Raw genomic sequence first — 20025 nt, forward strand, 5'->3', positions numbered from 1 at the left:
GAATGCGCGTGGCGATGTTCGGCTACCAGACCTGGGGGCACCGGACCCTCCAGGCGCTCATCGACGCCGGCCACGAGGTTGCCCTCGTGGTCACGCACCCGAAGAGCGACCACGCCTACGAGCGCATCTGGGCCGACTCGGTCGCCGACCTCGCCGAGGCGAACGGCATCCGCGTCCTGCTGCGCAACCGCCCGGACGACGCCGAGCTGCTGGCCGAGCTGAAGGCGGCGGAGCTCGACCTGATCGTGGCGAACAACTGGCGCACGTGGCTGCCGCCGGAGATCTTCGAGCTGCCGCGCCACGGCACGCTGAACATCCACGACTCGCTGCTGCCGTCCTACGCGGGTTTCTCCCCCCTGATCTGGGCGATGATCAACGGCGAGAAGGAGGTCGGCGTGACGGCCCACATGATGGACGGCGAGCTCGACGCCGGCGACATCGTCCTGCAGCGCGCGATCCCGGTCGGGCCCGCGGACACGACGACGGACCTGTTCCACCGCACGGTCGACCTGATCGCGCCGATCACGGCCGAAGCGATCTCGATGATCGAGACCGGCTACACGCCGGTGCCGCAGGACCGCACGAAGGCGAGCTTCTTCCACAAGCGCGCGGCGCGGGACAGTCTCATCGACTGGACGTCCCCGCCCGCGGACATCGAGCGGTTCGTGCGCGCGCTGTCCGACCCGTACCCGAACGCGTTCACCTACCACCGGGGCGAACAGCTCCGGATCCTGCGAGCCTCGGTGTCCCACGGGAACTACGGCGGCACGCCGGGCCGCATCTTCATCCGGGAGGGCGAGGGCGTGGTGATCGTGGCGGGCCCGGAGGCCCGGCGCGGTCAGTCACCGGGGCTGCTGGTGGAACAGGTCCGCACGGCCGACGGCACGGACCTGCCCGCGCACGAGTACTTCAAGACGATGGGCGGGTACCTCACCGACCGCCCCTGACTCAGCTGTCGTCCATTCCCGGTCCGGCGTCCAGCTGCGGCTTCGCCGCAGCTGGGAGCCGCGGCTTGGCGGCGCTCTCGACCTGCGGCCTCTCGGTGTCCACCGGTAGCACGCCGGTTGCGTCCGACGCGCCGGGCAGGGTCCTGATGATGGTGTCCTGGGCCCACCGTTCGCTGAACCCGGCCAGGAAGGACAGGCCGGCGAAGAACAACCAGATCTTTTCCGCCGCACCGGGCATCGCGATCGGCAACAGCCCGCCGGCCACGAGTACGAACAGAACCGCACCGAAGACCGCACCGATGATCGACCGGAAAGCACCCGAAAGAACGGTGACGAAGCGGCCTTGGTCGATGCCGACCTGCACCTTCCGCCGGTTCGTGATGCGCACCATCACGCTCACCATCGCCCCGAGCCCGCCACAGGCCAGGCACACCACGACCGGCGCCCCGTTTTCGAGCCTCAACGACAGGGCAGAGGCCGAGTACACACCGGCCACCACGACGAGCGCGCCCAGGAAGATGCCGGAGAGGTACCGGATCAACGCCGACTTCATCGCGGCGACGTAGGCGTAGCGCTCGATCTGCTTGGTTTCCTTCTTCGCGGCGCCGGCCGCACCCAGGATGCGCTTCGCCTCCACCGCGGTGCGGTCCCGCCCCGCGGACATCGCGTCGAGCACCGCCAGCAGGTGCGCCCCGGTGGTGTAGATGCCCTGGGTGAGGATCTCCTGGACCCGCCCGCGCAGAAGGACCGCGTACTTTCGTTCGACCCGCCGGGCGGAGCGGAAGACGGCGTCGAACTCGGGGGTACTCCGGCTCGGGTCGTAGAAGAGCCTGGTCTTGTAGACGACACCGCGGGACCAGCGGCCGCGCTTCTGCGCGACGAGCAGCAGTGCCGCCGGGAAATTGAGGGCGTAGTACTCCTCGAGGATGCGTCCTTGGTTCTTCTCGAACGCCGCGCGCAACCGCGCGAAATTCGGCCGTTCCGGTTCCTGGTGCGCGACGATCAAATCGTGCACCGACGGTGTATCGACGATCTTCGTCGCCTTGTTCCGCGGTGGATCTTCCATTGTCTCAGCCTCCCCGACCGATTTATCGCAGAATCCCCCGACGCCGGCTGCTTGTTACGGAGTGCGAGAAACGCGCCGAGATACCGCCCTTTCGGACGAGCCGGGTAACGCCCTCCGGCTCGACGAGGACGACGTCCCCACCCGATCACCACCGGCATCTGCCGCTCACTTTCCCGGGAAAGTGCCGCCCGTGAGGTCCTTGACCATGGTGTCGGAATCCGCGGAGCCCGCGCCCACGATCTCGTAGCCTTCCGCGAGGTAGAGCCGCTGCGCGAAGTTCTTCCGTTCGACGCTGAGCCCGATCCGCCGGATGCCCGCCTCGACGGCCCGCGCTTCGAGAGCGCGCAGGAGTGTCCGCCCGACCCCGCGGCCGCGCCAGGGGGCGGCCACGCCGATCGTCAGCTCGGGCACGTCGGCGGCGACGAACCCGTACCCCGGTTCCTCGGGCGGGAAGAAGCGCAGCCACGCCGCGCCGACGCGCTCGCCGTCCACTTCGGCGACCACGCCCAGGTCGTCTTCCCGTGGCCAGCCCGCGATGTAGTGCGCGGTGTTCGGCGCCGCCAGCACCCGGCGGCGGCTCTGCTTCTTCCATTCGGGCGACCAGTTGACGGCCGCCACGAGCATGTCGGCGAGGAAGTCGCCGTCGTCGCGGCCCGCCTCGCGGACGATCACCGTTCGCTGACCTTGCCGCCGTCGACCTCGAGGCGGCGCGTGACGTGCACGGCGTCGAGCATCCGGCGGTCGTGCGTCACCAGCAGGAGCGTGCCCGGGTACTTGTCCAGCGCCGCTTCGAGCTGCTCGATCGCCGGCAGGTCCAGGTGGTTGGTCGGCTCGTCCAGCACCAGCAGGTTCACCCCGCGGGCCTGGAGCAGGGCCAGCGCGGCCCGCGTGCGTTCGCCCGGCGAGAGCGTCGCCGCGGACCGCAGCACGTGCGCGGCCTTCAGCCCGAACTTGGCCAGCAGCGTCCGGACTTCGGCGTCGGGCAGCTCCGGGACCTCGCGTGCGAACGCGTCGGCGAGCGGGACGTCGCCGAGGAACAGCCGCCGTGCCTGGTCGACCTCGCCGACGACGACGCCGGGCCCGAGCGTCGCGCTGCCTTCGTCCGGGGCGAGCCGGCCGAGCATCGCGGCCAGCAGCGTCGACTTGCCCGCGCCGTTCGCGCCGGTGATGGCGACCTTGTCCGCCCAGTCGATCTGCAGGTCGACCGGCCCGAGCGTGAACCCGCCGCGCCGGACCACCGCGCCGCGAAGGGTCGCGACGACCGCGCCCGCCCGCGGAGCCGCGGAGATCTCCATCCGCAGCTCCCACTCCTTGCGCGGCTCCTCGACGACGTCCAGGCGCTCGATCATCCGGTCGGTCTGCCGCGCCTTCGACGCCTGCTTCTCGGTGGCCTCGGTGCGGAACTTGCGGGCGGACTTGTCGTTGTCGGGCTGCTTCCGGCGGGCGTTCTTGACGCCCTTCTCCATCCACGCCCGCTGCATCCGCCCGCGCGCTTCGAGCGCGGCCTTCGTGTCGGCGAACTCCTCGTAGTCCTCCCGCGCGTGCCGCCGCGCGACCTCGCGTTCTTCGAGGTAGGCCTCGTAGCCCCCGCCGAAGACGTTGACCTGCTGCTGCACGAGGTCCAGCTCGACGACGCGGTCGACGGTCCGGGCCAGGAACTCGCGGTCGTGGCTGACCAGCACGGTCGCCGCCCGCAACCCGGACACGAACCGCTCCAGCCGGGCGAGGCCGTCCAGGTCGAGGTCGTTGGTCGGCTCGTCGAGCAGGAAGACGTCGTAGCGGCTCAGCAGCAGCGACGCGAGCCCGGCGCGCGCGGCCTGCCCACCCGAGAGCGACGTCATCGGCTGGTCCAGGTCGACGGCCAGCCCGAGGTCGGCCGCCACTTCGGCGGCCCGTTCGTCGAGGTCGGCGCCGCCCAGGTCGAGCCACCGGTCGAGAGCCACCGCGTAGTGGTCGTCCGCGCCGGCTTCGCCCGCGGTGAGGGCCTCGGTCGCCGCGTCGAGGTCCGCCTGCGCCGCCGACACGCCGGTGCGCCGCGCCAGGAAGGCACGCACCGACTCGCCTTCGCGCCGCTCGGGCTCCTGGGGCAGGTGCCCGACGGTCGCGGTCGGCGGATTCAGCCGGATCTCGCCGTCGTCGGGTTTCGCGAGCCCGGCCAGCGTCCGCAGGAGCGTCGACTTGCCGGCGCCGTTGACGCCGACCAAGCCGACGACGTCGCCGGGCGCGACCACGAGATCGAGGCCGGAGAAGAGGATGCGGTCACCGTGGCCCGCGGCCAGGTCCTTCGCGACGAGAGTTGCGCTCATGAGGTAGCCGAGTCTACGGGCCCGTGGTGAACTGTCAGATCATGGTCAGAACCACCGACTGTGTGTGTCCGGTGGCGCTTTGATCACTCAGTGTGGGTAACCTGTTCGGTTGTCGATACCCCCGAGCAGTGAGGTGAAACAGCATGGGCGAATCCGCTCCCCCGGTCACCCTCGGCCGCAGGCCGAAACCGAGGGAAGGCCGCCCGTCCGCGCCCCGGCCCACGGTGAGCCGGCGCCGCGAGGTCAGCCACGCCAGTGCGCGGTCGCTGCTGATGACCGTGCTCGGCGAGTACACGCTGCCGCGGGACAAGCCGGTCTGGACGTCGATGCTGGTCGAGGTGCTCGGCGTCCTCGACATCGAGGAGAAGTCGGCGCGGCAGGCGCTGGCCCGCTCCGCCGCCGAGGGCTGGATGGTCTCCGAGCGCGTCGGGCGCCGTGTGCGCTGGTCGCTGACGCCGCCGGGCCGCCGTCTCCTGACCGAAGGCGCCGAGCGGATCTACGCGTTCGGCCGCGAAGAGCGCCCCTGGAACGGCCAGTGGCTGATGCTGATCGTCTCCGTGCCGGAGGCCAAGCGCGACCTGCGGCACCGCCTGCGCACGCGCCTGACCTGGGCGGGCTTCGGCTCGCCCGTCGCCGGGGTGTGGGTCAGCCCGGACCTGAGCCGTCAGCGCGAGGCCCAGCAGATCGTCAGCGAGCTCGGCCTCGACGCCCAGGCGATGTCCTTCACCGCCACCTACGGCGAGGTCGGCGAGCAGGAGACGATGGTCGCCCGGTCCTGGGACCTGACCGAGCTGAAGGACCGCTACGAGGACTTCATCGACCGGTTCACCGGCCTGCACCCGACCGGCGGCCGGGCGGTGCTGCGCGCGCAGACCGAGCTGGTGCACGAGTGGCGGCGGTTCCCGTTCCTCGACCCGCAGCTGCCCGCCGAGCTCCTGCCGGCGAAGTGGAGCGGGACGAAAGCGGCGGAACTGTTCCATCACAAACACGTCGACTGGCGCCCGGAGGCCCAGCAGTATTGGGACGACCTCGTCTCCGCCGAAGAATCAGGGTGACCATGACCGACCAGGCCCGCCTCGACCGTGACGGCGGGCTCGCCGTCCTGACGATCGACGCTCCGCCGTTGAACCTCTACACGGCTGCCCTGCAGTCTTCGCTGTCGACGGCGATCGATTCGCTGGAGGAGGCGCCCGCGCGGGCGCTGCTGATCCGCGCCGAGGGCAAGGTCGTCAGCGGCGGGGTCGACGTCTCGCTGTTCGACGCGCAGGGCTCGCCCGCCGAGGCGAAGGTGCTCTTCGACGAGATGCTCGCGGTGCCGGACCGGATCGCGGCGCTGCCGTTCCCGACGGTGTTCGCCGCGCACGGCCTGTGCCTGACCTGGGCGTTCGAGGTGGCCGTGGCCTGCGACATCATCTTGGCCGCGTCGCGCGCGAAGTTCGGGCTGGTCGAGAAGGTCGTCGGGCTGACGCCGACCATGGGCGGCACCCAGCGGCTCGCCGCGCGGGCGGGCATCGGCCGCGCCAAGGAGTTCGTGATGACCGGCGACACCTACGACGCCGCGACGCTCGAGCGCTGGAACGTCGTCAACCGCGTCCTGCCGGACGAAGGCTTTGAAGACGCCGCGCGGTCCTTCGCTGTGCGGCTCGCCGAAGGCCCGACGCGCGCCCACGCGGCGACCAAGCGCGTCCTCGACCACTTCTCCGCCGGCGGCGTCCCGGAGGCGAACGCGCACATCACGTCGATCGCCGCGGAGCTCTTCGAGACCGAGGACCTCCGGGGCGCCGTGAAATCGTTCCTCGCCGACGGGCCGGGCAAGGCGACGTTCTCGGGGCGTTAACAGTCCGTTCGGACAGCGGTTTCCGCCGTTCGGTCGTGCGCGGTTCTCCTCGCACCGGGTTACATTCGGACGTGGTCTAGACCACCACGTCCGTCTGCTTCGTGTCGCTTGGAGAACCGCCATGAGACGCACTCCCGCACGACTACGCTCCGCGCTCGCCGCCGTACTGATCGCCGCCGGCGGTGTCGCGGCGCTCGCCCCGCCCGCCGCCGCGGCCGGTTCGCTGACCGCGACCCTCGCGCTGAGCGGCACGACCGGCACCTACACCGTCGCCAACACCGGCACCGCGTCGGTGACCAACTGGGCGATCACCTTCACCCTGCCCGCCGGCGTCACCGCCTCGACCGGCGAAAACGGCACGGTGACCCAGAACGGCACGCAGGTCACGCTCACCCCGGCGTACTACATCGCGACGCTGGCTCCGGGCCGGAACACCTACCCCTACAGCCCGACCTTCCGGCTCAGCGCGGCCGCGACGCCGGCGCAGTGCCGCGTCGACAACGCGAACTGCGACGGTTCACCGGACACTCCCCCGAGCGCGCCGGCGAACCTGCGGCTGGTCGCGAAGACGACCAAGACGGTCGCGCTGGCGTGGAACGCCTCGACGGCCGGTTCGCTGCCGGTGACCGGTTACGACGTCTACCAAGGGGCCTCGCTGGCCGCGTCGGTCACCGGGACGAGCGCGACGATCAGCGGGCTCACACCGAGCACCGCTTACTCGTTCACGGTGAAGGCCAAGGATTCGAAGGGAACCGCCTCGTCGGCCAGCGCCGCGTTGGCCGTGACCACCAACAACCCGGCCGACGACACCTCTCCGCCTTCGACACCGGCTGGGCTGCGCTCGACGGCCGCCGACGCGACCTCGGTGTCACTCACGTGGACCGCGTCCACCGACAACACCGGCGTCGTCAGCTACGACGTCTATCGCGGTTCCTCCCTGGCGACGACGGTGACCACGACCTCCGCTGTCGTGACCGGGCTGGCACCGTCCACTTCGTACACCTTCACGGTGCGCGCCCGGGACGGCTACGACAACGTGTCGGCGCCGAGCACCGCCGTGACCGCGCGGACCGGTGACATCGTGTCCGGGTACGCGAAGGTCGGCTACTTCGTGCAGTGGGGCATCTACGGGCGCCAGTACTTCGTGAAGAACCTCGAGACTTCGGGGGCGGCTTCCCAGCTCACGCACCTGCTGTACGCGTTCGAGAACATCGACCCGGTGAACCTGACGTGCCTGTCCGGCGTCACGAAGGGCACCACGGCGAACCCGCAGGACCCCAACCAGGGCGACGGCGCGGGTGACGCCGAAGCCGACTATTCACGGCCGTTCTCGGCGGCGCAGTCGGTGGACGGCGTGGCCGACACGGGCTGGGAATCGTTGCGGGGCAACTTCAACCAGCTCAAGAAGCTCAAGGCGAAGCACCCGAACCTCAAGGTGCTGGTCTCGCTGGGCGGCTGGACGTATTCGAAGTACTTCTCCGACGTCGCGGCCACCGACGCGGCGCGGAAGAAGTTCGTCGCGTCGTGCGTCGACACGTGGATCAAGGGCAACCTCGCGTCCTACGGTGGCGCGGGCGGCCCGGGCACGGCGGCCGGCCTCTTCGACGGCATCGACCTCGACTGGGAGTGGCCCGCGAGCGCCGACGGCCACCCGGGCAACCACTGGAGCCCGAGCGACAAGGACAACCTGACGGCACTGCTGGCCGAGTTCCGCGCACAGCTCGACGCGTACGGCGCGACGACCGGCAAGCGGTACCAGCTGCACGCGTTCACCCCGGCCGACCCGGCGAAGGTGGCGTCGGGCTGGGACCTGTCCCGCGTCTTCAGCTACCTGGACGTCGCGAACGTGCAGGGCTACGACTTCCACGGCTCGGGCAGCGACAACTCGTGGGAGCCGAACCGCACCGGTCACCAGGGCAACCTCTACGCCGACGCGGACGACCCGTACAACTTCCACTTCAGTGCGGAAAGCGCGATCAACGCCTACACGAACGCGGGCGTCGATCCTCGCAGGTTGACTCTGGGCTTGGCGTTCTACGGCCGTGGTTGGCAAGGTGTCGCCGACGGCGGAAAGCACGGCGAGTGGCAGTCGGCAACCGGCGCGGCACCGGGCCAGTTCGCCGAGGAAGCGGGCACCCGGGGCTACGCGAACCTCGTGGCGAGCGTGCCGGCGTGCACGGTTTACCACGACACGGCGGCGGTCGCGACGTCGTGCTACACGGGCAACGGCGGCCAGTGGTGGACGTTCGACGATGCCTGGTCGATCGGGCTGAAGACGACCTGGCTGAAGCAGCGCGGCCTGCTCGGCGTGATGGCGTGGGAGATGTCGGGTGACACCGGGACGTTGATGAACGCGGTCAGCGCGGGTCTCGGTTAGCGGTACGGCTATTCAGCCCACTGAACGGAAGTTGCTTTCCGTTCAGCGGGCTGAACAATTCCCGTCTCTTTTCTTCAGGAGCCGAAGAAAGGCCTCCCCACTTCTTGACGAGTGATGGTCTGGACCATAACTGGCCGGACCCCCAGACATCGTCGTCTCGAGGAGAGCCATGTCCCGCTTGAGAAGACTCTTGACTTCGGCCCTTTCGGTTCCACTCGCCCTGGGCCTCGTCGCCACCCCGGCACCCGCGGCGCCGGCGACGTTCACGCACCCGGGCGTGCTGGTCAGCCGCCCGCAGCTGGACTTCGTGAAGGCGCAGGTGAAGGCCGGCGCCCAGCCGTGGAAAGCAGCGTACGACCAGGCCGCGGCAAGCTCCTACGCATCCCTTTCCCGGACCCCGAAACCGCGCGCGGTCGTCGAATGCGGCTCGTATTCGAACCCGAACTACGGCTGCACGGACGAGCGCGAGGACGCGATAGCGGCGTACACGGACGCCCTGATCTGGTACATCTCGGGCGACGCGCGCTACGCACAAAAGGCGATCGCCTTGATGGACGCGTGGTCGGCGACGATCACGAGCCACACCAACAGCAACGCGCCGTTGCAGACGGGCTGGGCGGGCTCGTCCTGGCCCCGCGCGGCGGAGATCATCAAGTACACGTACACGAGCTGGCCCAACTCGGCCCGCTTCGGCACGATGCTGAGGGACGTGTACCTGAACAAAATCATCAACGGCAGCAACAGCAACGGCAACTGGGAACTGTCCATGATGGAGGCCGCGGTCGGCATCTCGGTGTTCCTGGAGGACAAGACGAGCTTCGACAAAGCGGTTTCGAGGTACCGCAACCGCGTCGCAGCGTATGTCTACCTGTCTTCGGACGGCGCGTTGCCGAAGACGGTCCCCGGCAGCGGCCTGTCCACTCGCGACCAGATCGTGGGCTACTGGCAGGGCCAGGCAACGTTCGTGGACGGCCTAACACAGGAAACCTGCCGCGATTTCACCCACACAGGCTATGGAATCGCGTCGATCGCAGACGTGGCGGAGACGCTGCGCATCCAGGGCCAGGACGTGTACGGAACGGACGTGGGCGAGCGCCTGCGCCAGGCGCTGGGGTTCCAGTCGAAGTACCAGCTGGGCACGGCGGTGCCGTCGTGGCTCTGTGGCGGTCACCTGAACCTCGGCCTGGGTCCGGTGACGGAGGTGGGCTTCAACGCGTTGCACACCCGCTTGGGCATCGCGATGACGAACACGCAGACCCTGACGGAGCGCCAGCGCCCGGCGGGCTCGAACAACCTGTTCGTGGCATGGCAGACCCTGACCCACGCGTCGAACCCGGCTTGATCTTGACGCGATCCGCCTGACCTGCGTTTCCGCAGGTCAGGCGGATGAGGCCCCCGCGTGCAGGGCCGTCTGGCGGGCACGCTAAAGTACTTCTCACGCACTCAGCGAGTGCGGGTCCGGGCTGTGGCGCAGTTTGGTAGCGCACTTGACTGGGGGTCAAGGGGTCGCAGGTTCAAATCCTGTCAGCCCGACGGACACACTTGCAGGGCCCGTGAGCAGCATAACCGCAGCTCACGGGCCCTTTGTGTTGCCGCGCCTCGCTCCCTCCGTGATCATCCGCCCGACGCATCGCGGCCGCGATCATCGCCGGCGGGATCCGGTACCCGCGGCATCTCCACGACGGGCGAATGGCCTACTTCGCGTCCGCGAGCTAAACCACCCACCGAGTGATGCGTGGGGAGGTCGAAGGTCGCTTCGTCCAGGGCCGGAGGAGCAGATCCGGTGGCAGTCGAAAGGGCGCGAATGAGGAAACCCTGGAGAACCATCGTCAGCGTGGCGGTCGCTGCAGTCACCGTCGTCTTCCTGCCAACGCCCCCAAGAGCGCGAACGAAGCATCGGAGGGAAACCTTGGCACGCGCCACTTCTCCAACGGCTTGAACGTGGCCCGCCACATCAGCTCGTACGTCATCAAAGCCGGTTCCGGATGTTCCGTCACCTTCTGGGACCAGACGGGCTTCAACGGCAACAGCGTCTCCTGGAACCAGAACTGCGAAAACCTGACCAGGTGCTTCGGTCCCTACTTCAACGACCGCGCACTTTCGCTCGCCGTCACCTGAGCGGCTGGTGATCAGCGAAATTCAGTCGCTCGGCCGGACACACGTCGTTAGCCTCCGCCGGGTGATCCACGAAGACCCACGTGCGTACCTGCTCGGGCTTGAAGGCATTGCCTTGCTGCGCGCGTTCACCGGAGAGTTCGACCGCGACTTCGTGGAGGCCCGGATCGCCGAGATCCGCGGGATCCTCGCGGATCAGGCGTTGGCGAACGCGGCCGTGGAAGTCGACCGGGTCGACACGGTTGCGGGCTACCGGCGGTGGTCGGCGACGTACGACCGGCCCAACTCGGCGTTCGACATCGACGAGCCCGTCGTCGAAGAGATCGTGAACTCGCTGCCCGTGGGGGTCGCGCTGGACGCCGCGTGCGGAACCGGTCGCTATGCCGGACTTCTGGCCGGGCGTGGCCATCGGGTCATCGGCGTGGACAGCTCGCCCGACATGCTCGCCCGCGCGCATGTCCGGGTACCGCAGGCCGAGTTCCTGCTCGGTGATCTGCATCGACTCCCGGTCGCCGACGCCGAGGTCGATCTGGTCGTGTGCGGCTTGGCGCTGACCCACATCCCGAGGCTCGAGCCGGTGCTGGCGGAGTTCGCCAGGGTTCTGCGCCCGGGCGGACACCTGGTGATCGCCGACATGCACCCCGAGCGTGTGGCACAAGGCGCGATTCCACCCGTGCGCAGTGCCGAGGGTCGACCTGGACGCCTGAGCTCCCACCGCCACTCGATCGGGGACTACCTGCGCGCCGCGCTGCCGGTGGGACTGCGGGTGCGTCGCTGCGAGGAACCCCCGGTGCCGACCGGCGAACGGCCGGGGCCCGCGGATCGGACAGTGCTGGGGCCGTGGGAACTGTGGCCGTGGTGTCTGGCCGACATGGTGCCCGAAGCGGCACAAGCCGTCAGCGCCGGTACGCCGGCGATGGTCATCTGGCATTTCCGGCTGTCCACGAGGGAAAGGGAATGACCGCGGTGCCGGCCACGCTGGATCCGACGACCGGACCCGGTAGGGTGGTCCGAGCCGATTCGAGGGGGAAGCGATGAGCGATCAGGAAGGTGCGGACTGGATTCCGGCCGGGGCCGACCTTTCCCGGCCCAGTGCCGCCCGGATCTACGACTACCTGCTCGGCGGGGCCCACAACCTCGCCGCCGATCGGGACGTCGCCCAGAAACTCGAGGCCATCCAGCCTCAGGTCGCCGCCGTGGCGCGGCGGAACCGGGCCTTCCTGCGCCGGGTCGTGCGGTTCATGCTCGAGCGAGGCATCCGGCAGTTCCTCGATCTCGGCTCCGGGATCCCGACCGTCGGCAACGTGCACGAAGTCGCCCAGGCGGTCGATCCGCGGTCCAAGGTCGTCTACGTCGACCACGAACCCGTCGCCGTCGCGCACAGTCTCATGCTGCTCAAGGACAACCCGAACGCCGAGGCCCTCGAGGCCGATGCCACCGACACCGCGGCCGTGCTCGGCTCCGAGCCCGTCAAGAAGCTGCTCGACCTCGAGGAACCCGTCGGGCTGCTGGCCATCACGCTCGGGCACTACCTGCCGGACGTCAGCCGGATCTTCGCCGCCTACCGGGACGCCCTCGCGCCCGGCAGCCACCTCGCGCTCACCCATCTCACCAACGACTTCGCCGTCCTGCGCGACCCCAAGATCGCCGAGACCATGCGGTCGACGCAGGACTCCATCTACCCGCGCTCGCGTGCCGAGGTGCTGGCCCTCTTCGACGGCTTCGAACTCGTCGAACCGGGGCTGACCACGTCCGCGAACTGGCGGCCGGATCGGCTCGCCGCCGTCGTCGACCCCGAAGAAGACGGCCTCTACGCCGGCGTGGGCGTCAAACCTTAAGTCTCACTGGCGAAGCGCTCCCACGCCGACTGGCGGGTCATGCCCAGCGCGTCGCCGATCTGCGCCCACGTGCCGCCCAGGGTGCGCGCCTTGCCGACCCACGCGGCGAGGTTCTGCTGCACCTGCGTGGTCGCCGCGGCGACCGGGCCGAGGTTCTGCAGCACCTGTTCGAGCGGCAGATCGTGCTCCCACGGCGCGATGAGCGGCGCGTCCGCCGGCTTGCCGTCGATCACGGTGACGCACAACTGGACGCACCCGTCGCAGATGAACACCCCCGGACCACCGACGAGCGTCTCCACTTCCGTGTTCGGCTTCGCGCAGAACGAACACCGTGCGATCACTGCCATGAGACCTCCCTTGTCAGGACGGACCTTACGCGCGTAAGGCGGATCCTGACAAGCTCAAGAACGCGGAAGTCCACTCGGACAGCTCTGTCATCCGCGCGGTCAGCTCCTCGATCTCGGCCCAGCGGCGGTGCTCGCGTTCCAGGTCCGGCACCAGGAAGTCCTCGACCAGCTGCAGCAGCGTGGCGATCTCGTAGGCGACGTCGGCGAGCTGCAGGAACGGCCGGTACTCGGCCTCGGCGCCGGTCCCGTTCCGCGTGGCCCAGTCGCGGGCGCCGTGCCCGGCGGTCCGGCACACGGTGACGACGGTGCGCCGGAGGTCACCTCGTCGGGACTCCGGCCGCCCTTCGGTCAGCGGGGCGACGTTCCAGGCCACCGACAGCAGGCAGCAGCCCGCGTCGTCCATCGAGTTGTTCATCACCGGAGGTACTTTGGGGACCCTCGGGCACAGTCCGGTCGCTCCGACTCGCGGAGTCACGCCATCGTGTGAAGAACCCGCCCGGATCGGGTCATCGGCGCGCGGAGCCGGCCAGCATCGGCAGGGACACGAAGTCCGCCAAGGCCTGCTGGCCCGCCGCGTTCGCGTGGATGCCGTCGCCGTTGTCGTAGGCCGGGAGGATGCTGTTCGGCTTCAGCGGGTCCTTCAGGACCTCGTCGAAGTTCACCACGCCGGAACACGTGCCGGCGCACGAGGACCAGCGGGAGACGAACAGCGCGATCTCGTGCCGCGCCAGGTTCGCCGCGTCGTTGTACCCCGGACGCGGCGTGCTCGGCGTGACGTAGACCGCGATCCCGGCCGCGCGCAGCCGCTGGAACACCGCACGGTAACTGGACAGGATCGTCGCCGCGTCGCAGCCGTACGCGAGGTCGTTCGTTCCGTAGTAGTAGATCACCGACGTGACGCCGTGCAGCGCCAGGACGTCGCGGTCGAGGCGGCTCGCCGCGTCCAGGCCCGCCACCGACGGCGGCATCCCAGGACACGACGCCGCACTCGTCGTCCCCGAGACGCCCGCGTTGGCCACCGCCAGCTGGGCCGAAGCGGGCGACTCCGCGACGATCCGCCGCGCCAGGTCGTCGGTCCAGCGGCGGTCCGCGCCGAGCTGGGTGCAGCCGGACCCGCAGTTCGTGCTGCCGATGCCGTCGACCACCGAGCTGCCGAACGGGACGACGGTCCCGTGCAAAGAAGCGTTGTGCACGTCGACGGCGCTGACCACGTAGGTCGAGCCGACGGTCGAAGTGAACGCCCCGCCGGAAGCGTCGGCGGTGTGGTCCCCCGAGCCCGGCGCGCTCAGGTAGTTGTCCCGCAGCGCCGCACCGTGACGGCCGGGTGTGGCCGTGCCGTCCACGAACATGCTCACCGCGAGGTTCGTGTCCGGACGGGTCACGAGCCGCGTTTCGTCGCTCCAGACGTCGCCGCCGACGGGAATCGTGACGGCGGACCGGCCGGCGAAGCTCAGGTCACGCACTCCCGAAACCCCGGCGCCCTCGGTACTGAGCCCGGCGGTGGCGTGCCCGATGGTCAGCGGCCCGGTGCCGAACGTGTTCTGGAGCCGGACGCGTACAGCGTCTCCGCCCTGACTGAGGTGGGTGATCATCCGCAGCGACTGGCTCGACACGGCTGCGTCCGCGTGCCCGTCCTGCGACTGCGCCCACGACGTGAACCAAGAGCGCCCCGCGCCGTCCGCGACGGGCGCCGAGGCGACCACCACTGCGGAAACCGTGGCCAGAAGGGCGATTCGATGGGCTGCTCGCACGGTGCCTCCCGGTCCACAAAGGACTTCGTGGTGACGTCGGGCGCCACCACTCCCCGACCGATCGTAGGGAGGCGGTCACGAAGGCGGCAAGCAGCTTGTCCGATCTTGTCAGCGGCCCGGTTTTCGAGTTGCATGAGCAGGCATGACGCTGCGAGGCCTGCCACGGCGAGGCGAAAGCACCCCACGGATCTTCGGCGAGCCGTACGAGACACCCGACGGCACGACGGTGATCACCGTGACCAGCCCGCCCGGGGTGTTCGCGATCCGCGAGGGCCAGGCCAAGTTCGAGCCGGCGGTCGACGCGACACGGGTCGCGCTGCTGGCCGTGGGAACCGGTCTGGTCGCCGCGACCCTCGGTACGCTCGCCGTGCTGCGCAGGCCGCCGTGGCCGGACCTGAGCGGTCGCTGGGAGCGTCAAGCCGCTCCCCCGGCCAGCGCCACGACGCGGCCGAACGGGCCGTTGTAGTAGTTCTGGTCGCCCGGGAGGCCGCCGCCGCGCGCGAACTGCCAGATGCTCTGCTTGTCCCAGCCCGCCGGGAGCTCCCCGACCTCCGGGCCGTACCGCGCGAGCCACAGCGGGTTCGTGTTCCCGAACTTCGACGCGTTGCCGGTGCACTGCTTCCACCACGCCGTGCTGGTGTAGATGAGGGCGCTGCGCTTGACCTTCGCCAGGTAGGTCCGGGTGAAGTCGGTGATCCACGCCGTCATGTCGGCCTGGTTCTTGCCGTAGCAGACGTCGCCGTACGGGTTGTATTCGATGTCCAGCGCGCCCGGGAGCGTCTTGCCGTCGGAACGCCAGCCGCCGCCGTGGGCGATGAAGTACTCCGCCTGCTCGGCGCCGCCCGAGATGTCGGGCCGGGCGAAGTGGTACGCGCCGCGGATCAGGCCCGCCGCGTGCGCGCCGTCGTACTGCTGCCCGTACTGCGGGTTGACGAACCCGGTGCCCTCGGTCGCCTTGACGTAGGTGAACTTCGCGCCGCCGGCCGCCGCGGCGGCCCAGTCGACCGGGCCCTGGTGCCCGCTCACGTCGTGGCCGAGCGTCTGGTCGGTCGTCTCCGCCCGGGCGGAGCCCGGAACGACGCCTTCGTGCAAAGCGATCTGCGTGCCCGCGAAGTTCGTGCCGGCGAGCGAGTAGTCGGGCGCCGCTTCGGCGGGAACGGCGACGACCACCGAGGCGAACGCGGCCAGCGCGCCCGCCCCGGCGAGCCTCGCCCGCCACCGTCGTTCGTCGTGTCCGGCAACGGTTCGGCTCATCGGGGCTCCGATCTCGGTACGGGCACGGGCAAACCCCATGGTGCCTGCCCCTATCGCTCCCCGCGAGCGATGTGTCACTCGATGTAGTGATCTATAGCTCGGTGGTGATGATCGCCTCGACCAGTACCTCCCCCGTCCGGGTGAGGGCGACGACGCCGTCGTCCGGCCGCAGCTCGACGAGGCCCCGCGCGGCCAGAGACTGGAACTTCCCGAGCCACGGTTCCGCGAACAGCGAACGCCCCGGGAACCGCGCCGCGTGCAAGGAGTCTCGCAACGGCTGCAACGTCGTCAGCGCCATCTTCACCGCCCGCGCCTCCTGGGCCTCCGGCGTGAACCGCGTCGCCGAACCCAGCGGGATGCGGCCGGCCGACACGGTTTCGATGTACCGCTTCGAGTTGACGTCGGTGATCGCTTCGGACGCGCGGCAGCTCGAACTGCCGCCCAGGCCGATCGCGACCTCGGCCTCCTGCTTGTCCTGGTCGACCATGATGGCCTTCCACTTCTCGGGCCCGAGGCCGGCGCGCGCGAAGTACATCGTCGGGTGCTCGGTGTAGCCCGCGCCGCGCAGGCCGTCGGTGAGGAGCTCGCGCATCTGGTACTGCTCGCCGAGCGTCGGCCAGCGGTGGCCGTCGCGCACCAGCTTGTCCCGGTACGCCGGCAGCTGCCACGCCGCCGGCTTCTCACCGGTGACGCCGGTGCGGGTGTCGCTGTAGGACGCCAGGTGCAGCTTCGTGCACACCACGGCCGTGACTTCGTTCTCCAGCACGACGTCGAGGTCGCGGCGGACGCTGTCGAGGGTCTGGTCGAGCAGGCCGTACATCAGGTCGATGCTGACCCACTCGAAGCCGAGCGCGCGTGCGTTGCGGACGAAGTCGACGCACATCTCGGCACTGTGCTCGCGGCCGCACATTTCCAGGACGTGGTCGTCGAACGACTGGACCCCGCTCGACAGCTTGGTGCACCCCAGCTCGCGAAGGAGCGAAAGCTTGGCCGGGGTGAACGTGCTCGGGTCGCCCTCGAACCGGATCGTCGTGTCCGGCGTGAACCCGAACTCCGCGCGGTAGAACTCCAGGAGCCGGCGGATCTCCGGCTCCGGCAGCAGCGACGGCGTGCCGCCGAAGACGTTGAACTCCCCCACCTCCGCCCCGGCCAGGTTCGGCACGGCGTCGAGCCACAGCCGGGCTTCGGCGATGTTGAGGTCGACCCAGTGCTTCGCTTTCTCGTACGCCACTTCGGGTTTTCCCTTGACCAGCACCACGGGGTACTGGCAGAACCGGCAGCGGTACGCGCACGTCGGGATGTAGGACCACAGGTGGATCGGCCTCGACGAAGCCAGCTGCGCGTCCAGGTCGCGCAGGAACTCGGCCGGCGTGCCGGGGACGTTGCCGGGGAAGACGTGCGCCCCGAACGGGTCCTCCTGCACGAAGTCGAGGAGGTGCCGGTTCTCCGGCGCCTCGAGGACGTCCAGCACGGCGGGCCGCGGCCACGCCGGGTCGAGCGTGTGCAGCGAGCCGATCGCCTCTTCGTAGGCGAGGGTCATCAGAACACCCCTCCGTTGCCGAAGTAGTTGTGGGCCTCTCCGGATTCCCGGTCCTCGCAGTAGTAGTGGACGAACTCCGCGAAGCGCTCCGCCGGGATCTCCGCCAGGCACGGCGGCAGCGGCGGCGGGAAACCGATGTCCTCGCCGACGTGCTGCCGCAGGCAGGCGAACAGCTCGTCGGCGAACTCGAAGTACAGCCGGTACGACGGCGTCTTGTACGCGTGGATCGGCGTGAAGTCGACGACGCGCATCTCGTCGCGGATCTCGGCGATCCGCCGGGCGAGCCGCGCCGCCAAGTCGGCGCCGAAGAACGCGATGACGGCGTCGTCCTCCAGGAGCGCCGGGGTCAGCAGCACCGGGAGGATCGTGTTCTTCGGCGTGAAGTCCTTGATGGAGAACTCCCACGCCTGCCGCGCCTCGGCCTCGGTCAGGTCCGCGGCGACGGCCGGAGTCGACGGCCGGATGTCACGCATGACGATGATGCCGTCGGAGCCGTAGGCCCGGCCGGCGATCACCTCGTCGATGGCATGGTCGACGCGGCGCGGGTTGATCTCGACGCGCGAGCGCGGCGCGTACGTGATCGCGTCGCCGCCGCTGGCGACCTTGATCCCGAAGTCCCAGTCGTCGGAGAGGTGGCTGACGAACTTCCCGTCCTGCAGCTGGTAGAAGATCTCGATGCCGCCGGCGCGCTCGTAGGCGTCGCGCTCGACGGCGAAGCCCTTCCCATCGGGAAAGCCGCCGAACAGCGAAAACGTGACGGCACGGCAGCGCAGGGTCCGCTGGATCGCGTCCCACAGCCGGGGCCGTCCGGTGAAGTGTTCGGGGTTGTAGTAGTAGTCGCAGACGCCGATCGCGGCTTTGCTCGATTCCATGGCGGCGAACAGTTCGCTCAGCCAGTGCGGGTCGACGCGGCAGTCCGCGTCGGCCGACACGAGGTAGAACCGCTCGCCCGGATCGGTGTCGGGCCGGTTGCGGCTGCGCGCCGCGGCGAAGTCCATCCCGGCCCGTCGCGCGCACGAGACGCCCTGCTCGGGCTCGTGGATGACGTGCAGCGCCAGATCCGGGTGGGCGGCCGCGAAGGCGCGCGCGACGGCCACGGTGTCGTCGGTCGAGTTGTTGTCGACGAGCACGACCTCGTACCGGCTCTTGTCGAGCGGCTCGTCGCCGTCTCGCTGGTCGTGCAGCGTCCGCAGGACCGCCGGCAGGTTCGCGGCCTCGTTGTAGACCGGCAGCACGACGGAAAGCCGCGTACCGGCTCCCATCGGCGGCGGGTAGAGCCGGTCGACGAGGTCGTCGACGACCCGCGTCCCGAAGTGCGCCTGCCCGAGTTCGGAGTTCGCCCGCACCACTTCCGCCCGTTTCCCTTCGTCGGTGATCAGCTCGGAAACCTCGCGGGCGAACGCCGCGTCCGGCAGGTCGCGGGCCCGGATGTCCAGCACCGGCGCCCGGAACCCCTTGCGGCCGTAGACGACGTCGTACAGCTCGTACCCGCTGGTGACGTACGGCGTCCCGGAGGCGATCGCCTCGCTGACCGGGTTGCCGTAGCTCTCGTAGTCGTAGGAGGTCAGGAAGGACACGACCGTCGCGTGCGCCAGGAGATCCCGCACCGAGTACCGGCCGGGCACGGCGGTGTCGTACGGCGTCAGCCAGCCGCCGAAGACGACCCGGTCGCGGACGCCGAGCCGGGTCGCGAGGTCCGTGAGCCGCGCGTGCTCCGCCGGGGTCTCGTCGACGTCGCCGGCGACGAACAGCCAGGCGCCGGGCAGCAGCGCCAGCAGGTGGAGGTCCCGGTCGATGCGCTTCTGCGGGATGATCCGCGTGATCCGGGCGAGCAGCGGGACGTCGTCGGGAATGCCGTGGTCGCGCCGGAAACCCGCGTTGCGCTCGTCGACGCGGGCGGGCGCGATGGCGAACGCGTTGGGCAGGACGTCGATGGCCCGCAGGTCCGGCACCCACTCCAGGGTCTTCGCCTTCGCCTGCTCGTGGAGCGCGAAGTAGTGGATGTGCGGCGAGTTCCGCGGCGCGGGGACGCCGGGGTAGGGGAACCGGCCGTACTTGGCGATGCCCGGTTCGCTCTGCCACATGAGGTCGTGGTCGCGCCAGAACACGAACCGGCCGAGGCGGTGGCGGGCGCCGTAGCGGTCGATCGCACGGTAGAGGGCTTCGGTGTAGGTGAGGTTTTCGGGCAGCGTGCCGTTCTCCACCATCACCATCGTCACGCCGAGGCGTTCCCAGGTGGCCACGATCTTCCCGGCCAGCTCGCCCGCGATCCGGTCGATCTCGGGACGCAGTGTCCCGGCGCCGTCTTGGACGACTTCGCGCAGGACCCGCTCGACGAAGTCCCGGTCGTAGCCGGGGATTTCGTCGACGCCTTCGACGCGGTCGAGCGTGACCCACCCGGGCAGCAGCTCGGCTTCGTCGCGGTAGGGCCGGAAGAACGCGCCCTTGTCGGCTTTGATGTCGTAGCCGAGGTCGAGGTGGACCCGGTGCCCGGCGAACCGGCGCGCCGTCTTGAGGAACTCCACCACGACCCCGGACAGCGGAATGGCGTCGAAGGACACGCCCCAGAGGACTGACATCGATGTCGGACTCCCGTCTCGGCTTCGCCGTCGTCCCCAGCGTAAGCGGCGGAGCCCGGGGCGGCCGC

General features: G+C 69.7%; 18 protein-coding genes and 1 tRNA gene. 10 read left to right on the plus strand and 9 right to left on the minus strand.

The window, feature by feature from the left end:
* The first annotated feature begins 2 nt into the window (after positions 1 to 2).
* Positions 3 to 947 (plus strand): methionyl-tRNA formyltransferase, encoded by a 945-nt coding sequence (locus AB0M83_RS21570; protein ID WP_364519636.1) that lies wholly within the window; start codon positions 3 to 5, stop codon positions 945 to 947.
* A 1-nt stretch (position 948) separates the two neighbouring features.
* Here the strand turns inward: AB0M83_RS21570 and AB0M83_RS21575 are convergent, their stop codons facing one another.
* From AB0M83_RS21575 to AB0M83_RS21585, 3 genes are all read right to left on the minus strand, one after another.
* On the minus strand, positions 949 to 2013 hold the full coding sequence (locus AB0M83_RS21575) for a hypothetical protein (RefSeq protein ID WP_364519594.1): 1065 nt from the start codon (positions 2011 to 2013) through the stop codon (positions 949 to 951).
* 165 nt (positions 2014 to 2178) lie between these two features.
* Positions 2179 to 2685 (minus strand): GNAT family N-acetyltransferase, encoded by a 507-nt coding sequence (locus tag AB0M83_RS21580; RefSeq protein WP_364519596.1) that lies wholly within the window; start codon positions 2683 to 2685, stop codon positions 2179 to 2181.
* Entirely contained in the window at positions 2682 to 4319 is a 1638-nt protein-coding gene (locus tag AB0M83_RS21585; RefSeq protein WP_364519598.1) for an ABC-F family ATP-binding cassette domain-containing protein, read from the minus strand. Before AB0M83_RS21585 ends, AB0M83_RS21580 begins: the two co-directional genes overlap by 4 nt.
* A gap of 143 nt (positions 4320 to 4462) precedes the next feature.
* Here AB0M83_RS21585 and AB0M83_RS21590 point away from each other — a divergent pair, with 143 nt between their 5' ends.
* The 8 genes from AB0M83_RS21590 to AB0M83_RS21625 all read left to right on the plus strand — a co-directional run bounded on the left by AB0M83_RS21590 (position 4463) and on the right by AB0M83_RS21625 (position 12486).
* The gene (locus AB0M83_RS21590) at positions 4463 to 5374 is read left to right on the plus strand and encodes a PaaX family transcriptional regulator C-terminal domain-containing protein (protein WP_364519600.1); all 912 of its coding nucleotides are present in this window, start codon (positions 4463 to 4465) and stop codon (positions 5372 to 5374) included.
* A gap of 2 nt (positions 5375 to 5376) precedes the next feature.
* Positions 5377 to 6156, plus strand: a complete 780-nt coding sequence (locus AB0M83_RS21595; RefSeq protein ID WP_364519602.1) for an enoyl-CoA hydratase/isomerase family protein — start codon at positions 5377 to 5379, stop codon at positions 6154 to 6156.
* Between the two features lie 121 nt (positions 6157 to 6277).
* A complete protein-coding gene (locus AB0M83_RS21600; protein WP_364519604.1) occupies positions 6278 to 8533 on the plus strand; it encodes a glycosyl hydrolase family 18 protein in 2256 nt (751 codons plus the stop codon).
* Positions 8534 to 8702: 169 nt separating this feature from the next.
* On the plus strand, positions 8703 to 9875 hold the full coding sequence (locus AB0M83_RS21605; RefSeq protein ID WP_364519606.1) for an alginate lyase family protein: 1173 nt from the start codon (positions 8703 to 8705) through the stop codon (positions 9873 to 9875).
* Between the two features lie 117 nt (positions 9876 to 9992).
* Positions 9993 to 10066: transfer RNA gene (locus AB0M83_RS21610), tRNA-Pro, on the plus strand.
* A gap of 408 nt (positions 10067 to 10474) precedes the next feature.
* Positions 10475 to 10651 carry a hypothetical protein gene (locus AB0M83_RS21615; protein WP_364519608.1) on the plus strand — a complete coding sequence of 59 codons (177 nt, stop codon included), beginning with the start codon at positions 10475 to 10477 and terminating at the stop codon, positions 10649 to 10651.
* Positions 10652 to 10712: 61 nt separating this feature from the next.
* Complete coding sequence (locus AB0M83_RS21620; RefSeq protein ID WP_364519610.1) at positions 10713 to 11609, plus strand: class I SAM-dependent methyltransferase; 897 nt, start codon at positions 10713 to 10715, stop codon at positions 11607 to 11609.
* Positions 11610 to 11682: 73 nt separating this feature from the next.
* The gene (locus tag AB0M83_RS21625; protein ID WP_364519612.1) at positions 11683 to 12486 is read left to right on the plus strand and encodes an SAM-dependent methyltransferase; all 804 of its coding nucleotides are present in this window, start codon (positions 11683 to 11685) and stop codon (positions 12484 to 12486) included.
* Here AB0M83_RS21625 and AB0M83_RS21630 read toward each other — a convergent pair.
* The 3 genes from AB0M83_RS21630 to AB0M83_RS21640 form a co-directional block, all read right to left on the minus strand.
* Entirely contained in the window at positions 12483 to 12827 is a 345-nt protein-coding gene (locus tag AB0M83_RS21630) for a ClpX C4-type zinc finger protein (protein ID WP_364519638.1), read from the minus strand. The genes AB0M83_RS21625 and AB0M83_RS21630 overlap by 4 nt on opposite strands.
* A 31-nt stretch (positions 12828 to 12858) precedes the next feature.
* Positions 12859 to 13248 (minus strand): hypothetical protein, encoded by a 390-nt coding sequence (locus AB0M83_RS21635; RefSeq protein WP_364519640.1) that lies wholly within the window; start codon positions 13246 to 13248, stop codon positions 12859 to 12861.
* Between the two features lie 91 nt (positions 13249 to 13339).
* The gene (locus tag AB0M83_RS21640; protein ID WP_364519614.1) at positions 13340 to 14539 is read right to left on the minus strand and encodes a GDSL-type esterase/lipase family protein; all 1200 of its coding nucleotides are present in this window, start codon (positions 14537 to 14539) and stop codon (positions 13340 to 13342) included.
* 187 nt (positions 14540 to 14726) lie between these two features.
* Here AB0M83_RS21640 and AB0M83_RS21645 point away from each other — a divergent pair, with 187 nt between their 5' ends.
* The gene (locus AB0M83_RS21645; protein ID WP_364519616.1) at positions 14727 to 15050 is read left to right on the plus strand and encodes a hypothetical protein; all 324 of its coding nucleotides are present in this window, start codon (positions 14727 to 14729) and stop codon (positions 15048 to 15050) included.
* On the opposite strand, the gene AB0M83_RS21650 is transcribed toward AB0M83_RS21645, so the two are convergent.
* From AB0M83_RS21650 to AB0M83_RS21660, 3 genes are all read right to left on the minus strand, one after another.
* Positions 14999 to 15838: a GH25 family lysozyme gene (locus tag AB0M83_RS21650; protein WP_364519618.1), complete on the minus strand. Its 840-nt coding sequence runs from the start codon at positions 15836 to 15838 to the stop codon at positions 14999 to 15001. The genes AB0M83_RS21645 and AB0M83_RS21650 overlap by 52 nt on opposite strands.
* A gap of 91 nt (positions 15839 to 15929) precedes the next feature.
* A complete protein-coding gene (locus AB0M83_RS21655; RefSeq protein ID WP_364519620.1) occupies positions 15930 to 17378 on the minus strand; it encodes a radical SAM protein in 1449 nt (482 codons plus the stop codon).
* Positions 17378 to 19957 (minus strand): glycosyltransferase, encoded by a 2580-nt coding sequence (locus tag AB0M83_RS21660; protein WP_364519622.1) that lies wholly within the window; start codon positions 19955 to 19957, stop codon positions 17378 to 17380. The genes AB0M83_RS21655 and AB0M83_RS21660 overlap by 1 nt, the downstream gene beginning before the upstream one ends.
* Between the last annotated feature and the right edge of the window lie 68 nt (positions 19958 to 20025).

Source organism: Amycolatopsis sp. NPDC051106 (genome assembly GCF_040682775.1).
Taxonomy (GTDB): Bacteria; Actinomycetota; Actinomycetes; order Mycobacteriales; family Pseudonocardiaceae; genus Amycolatopsis.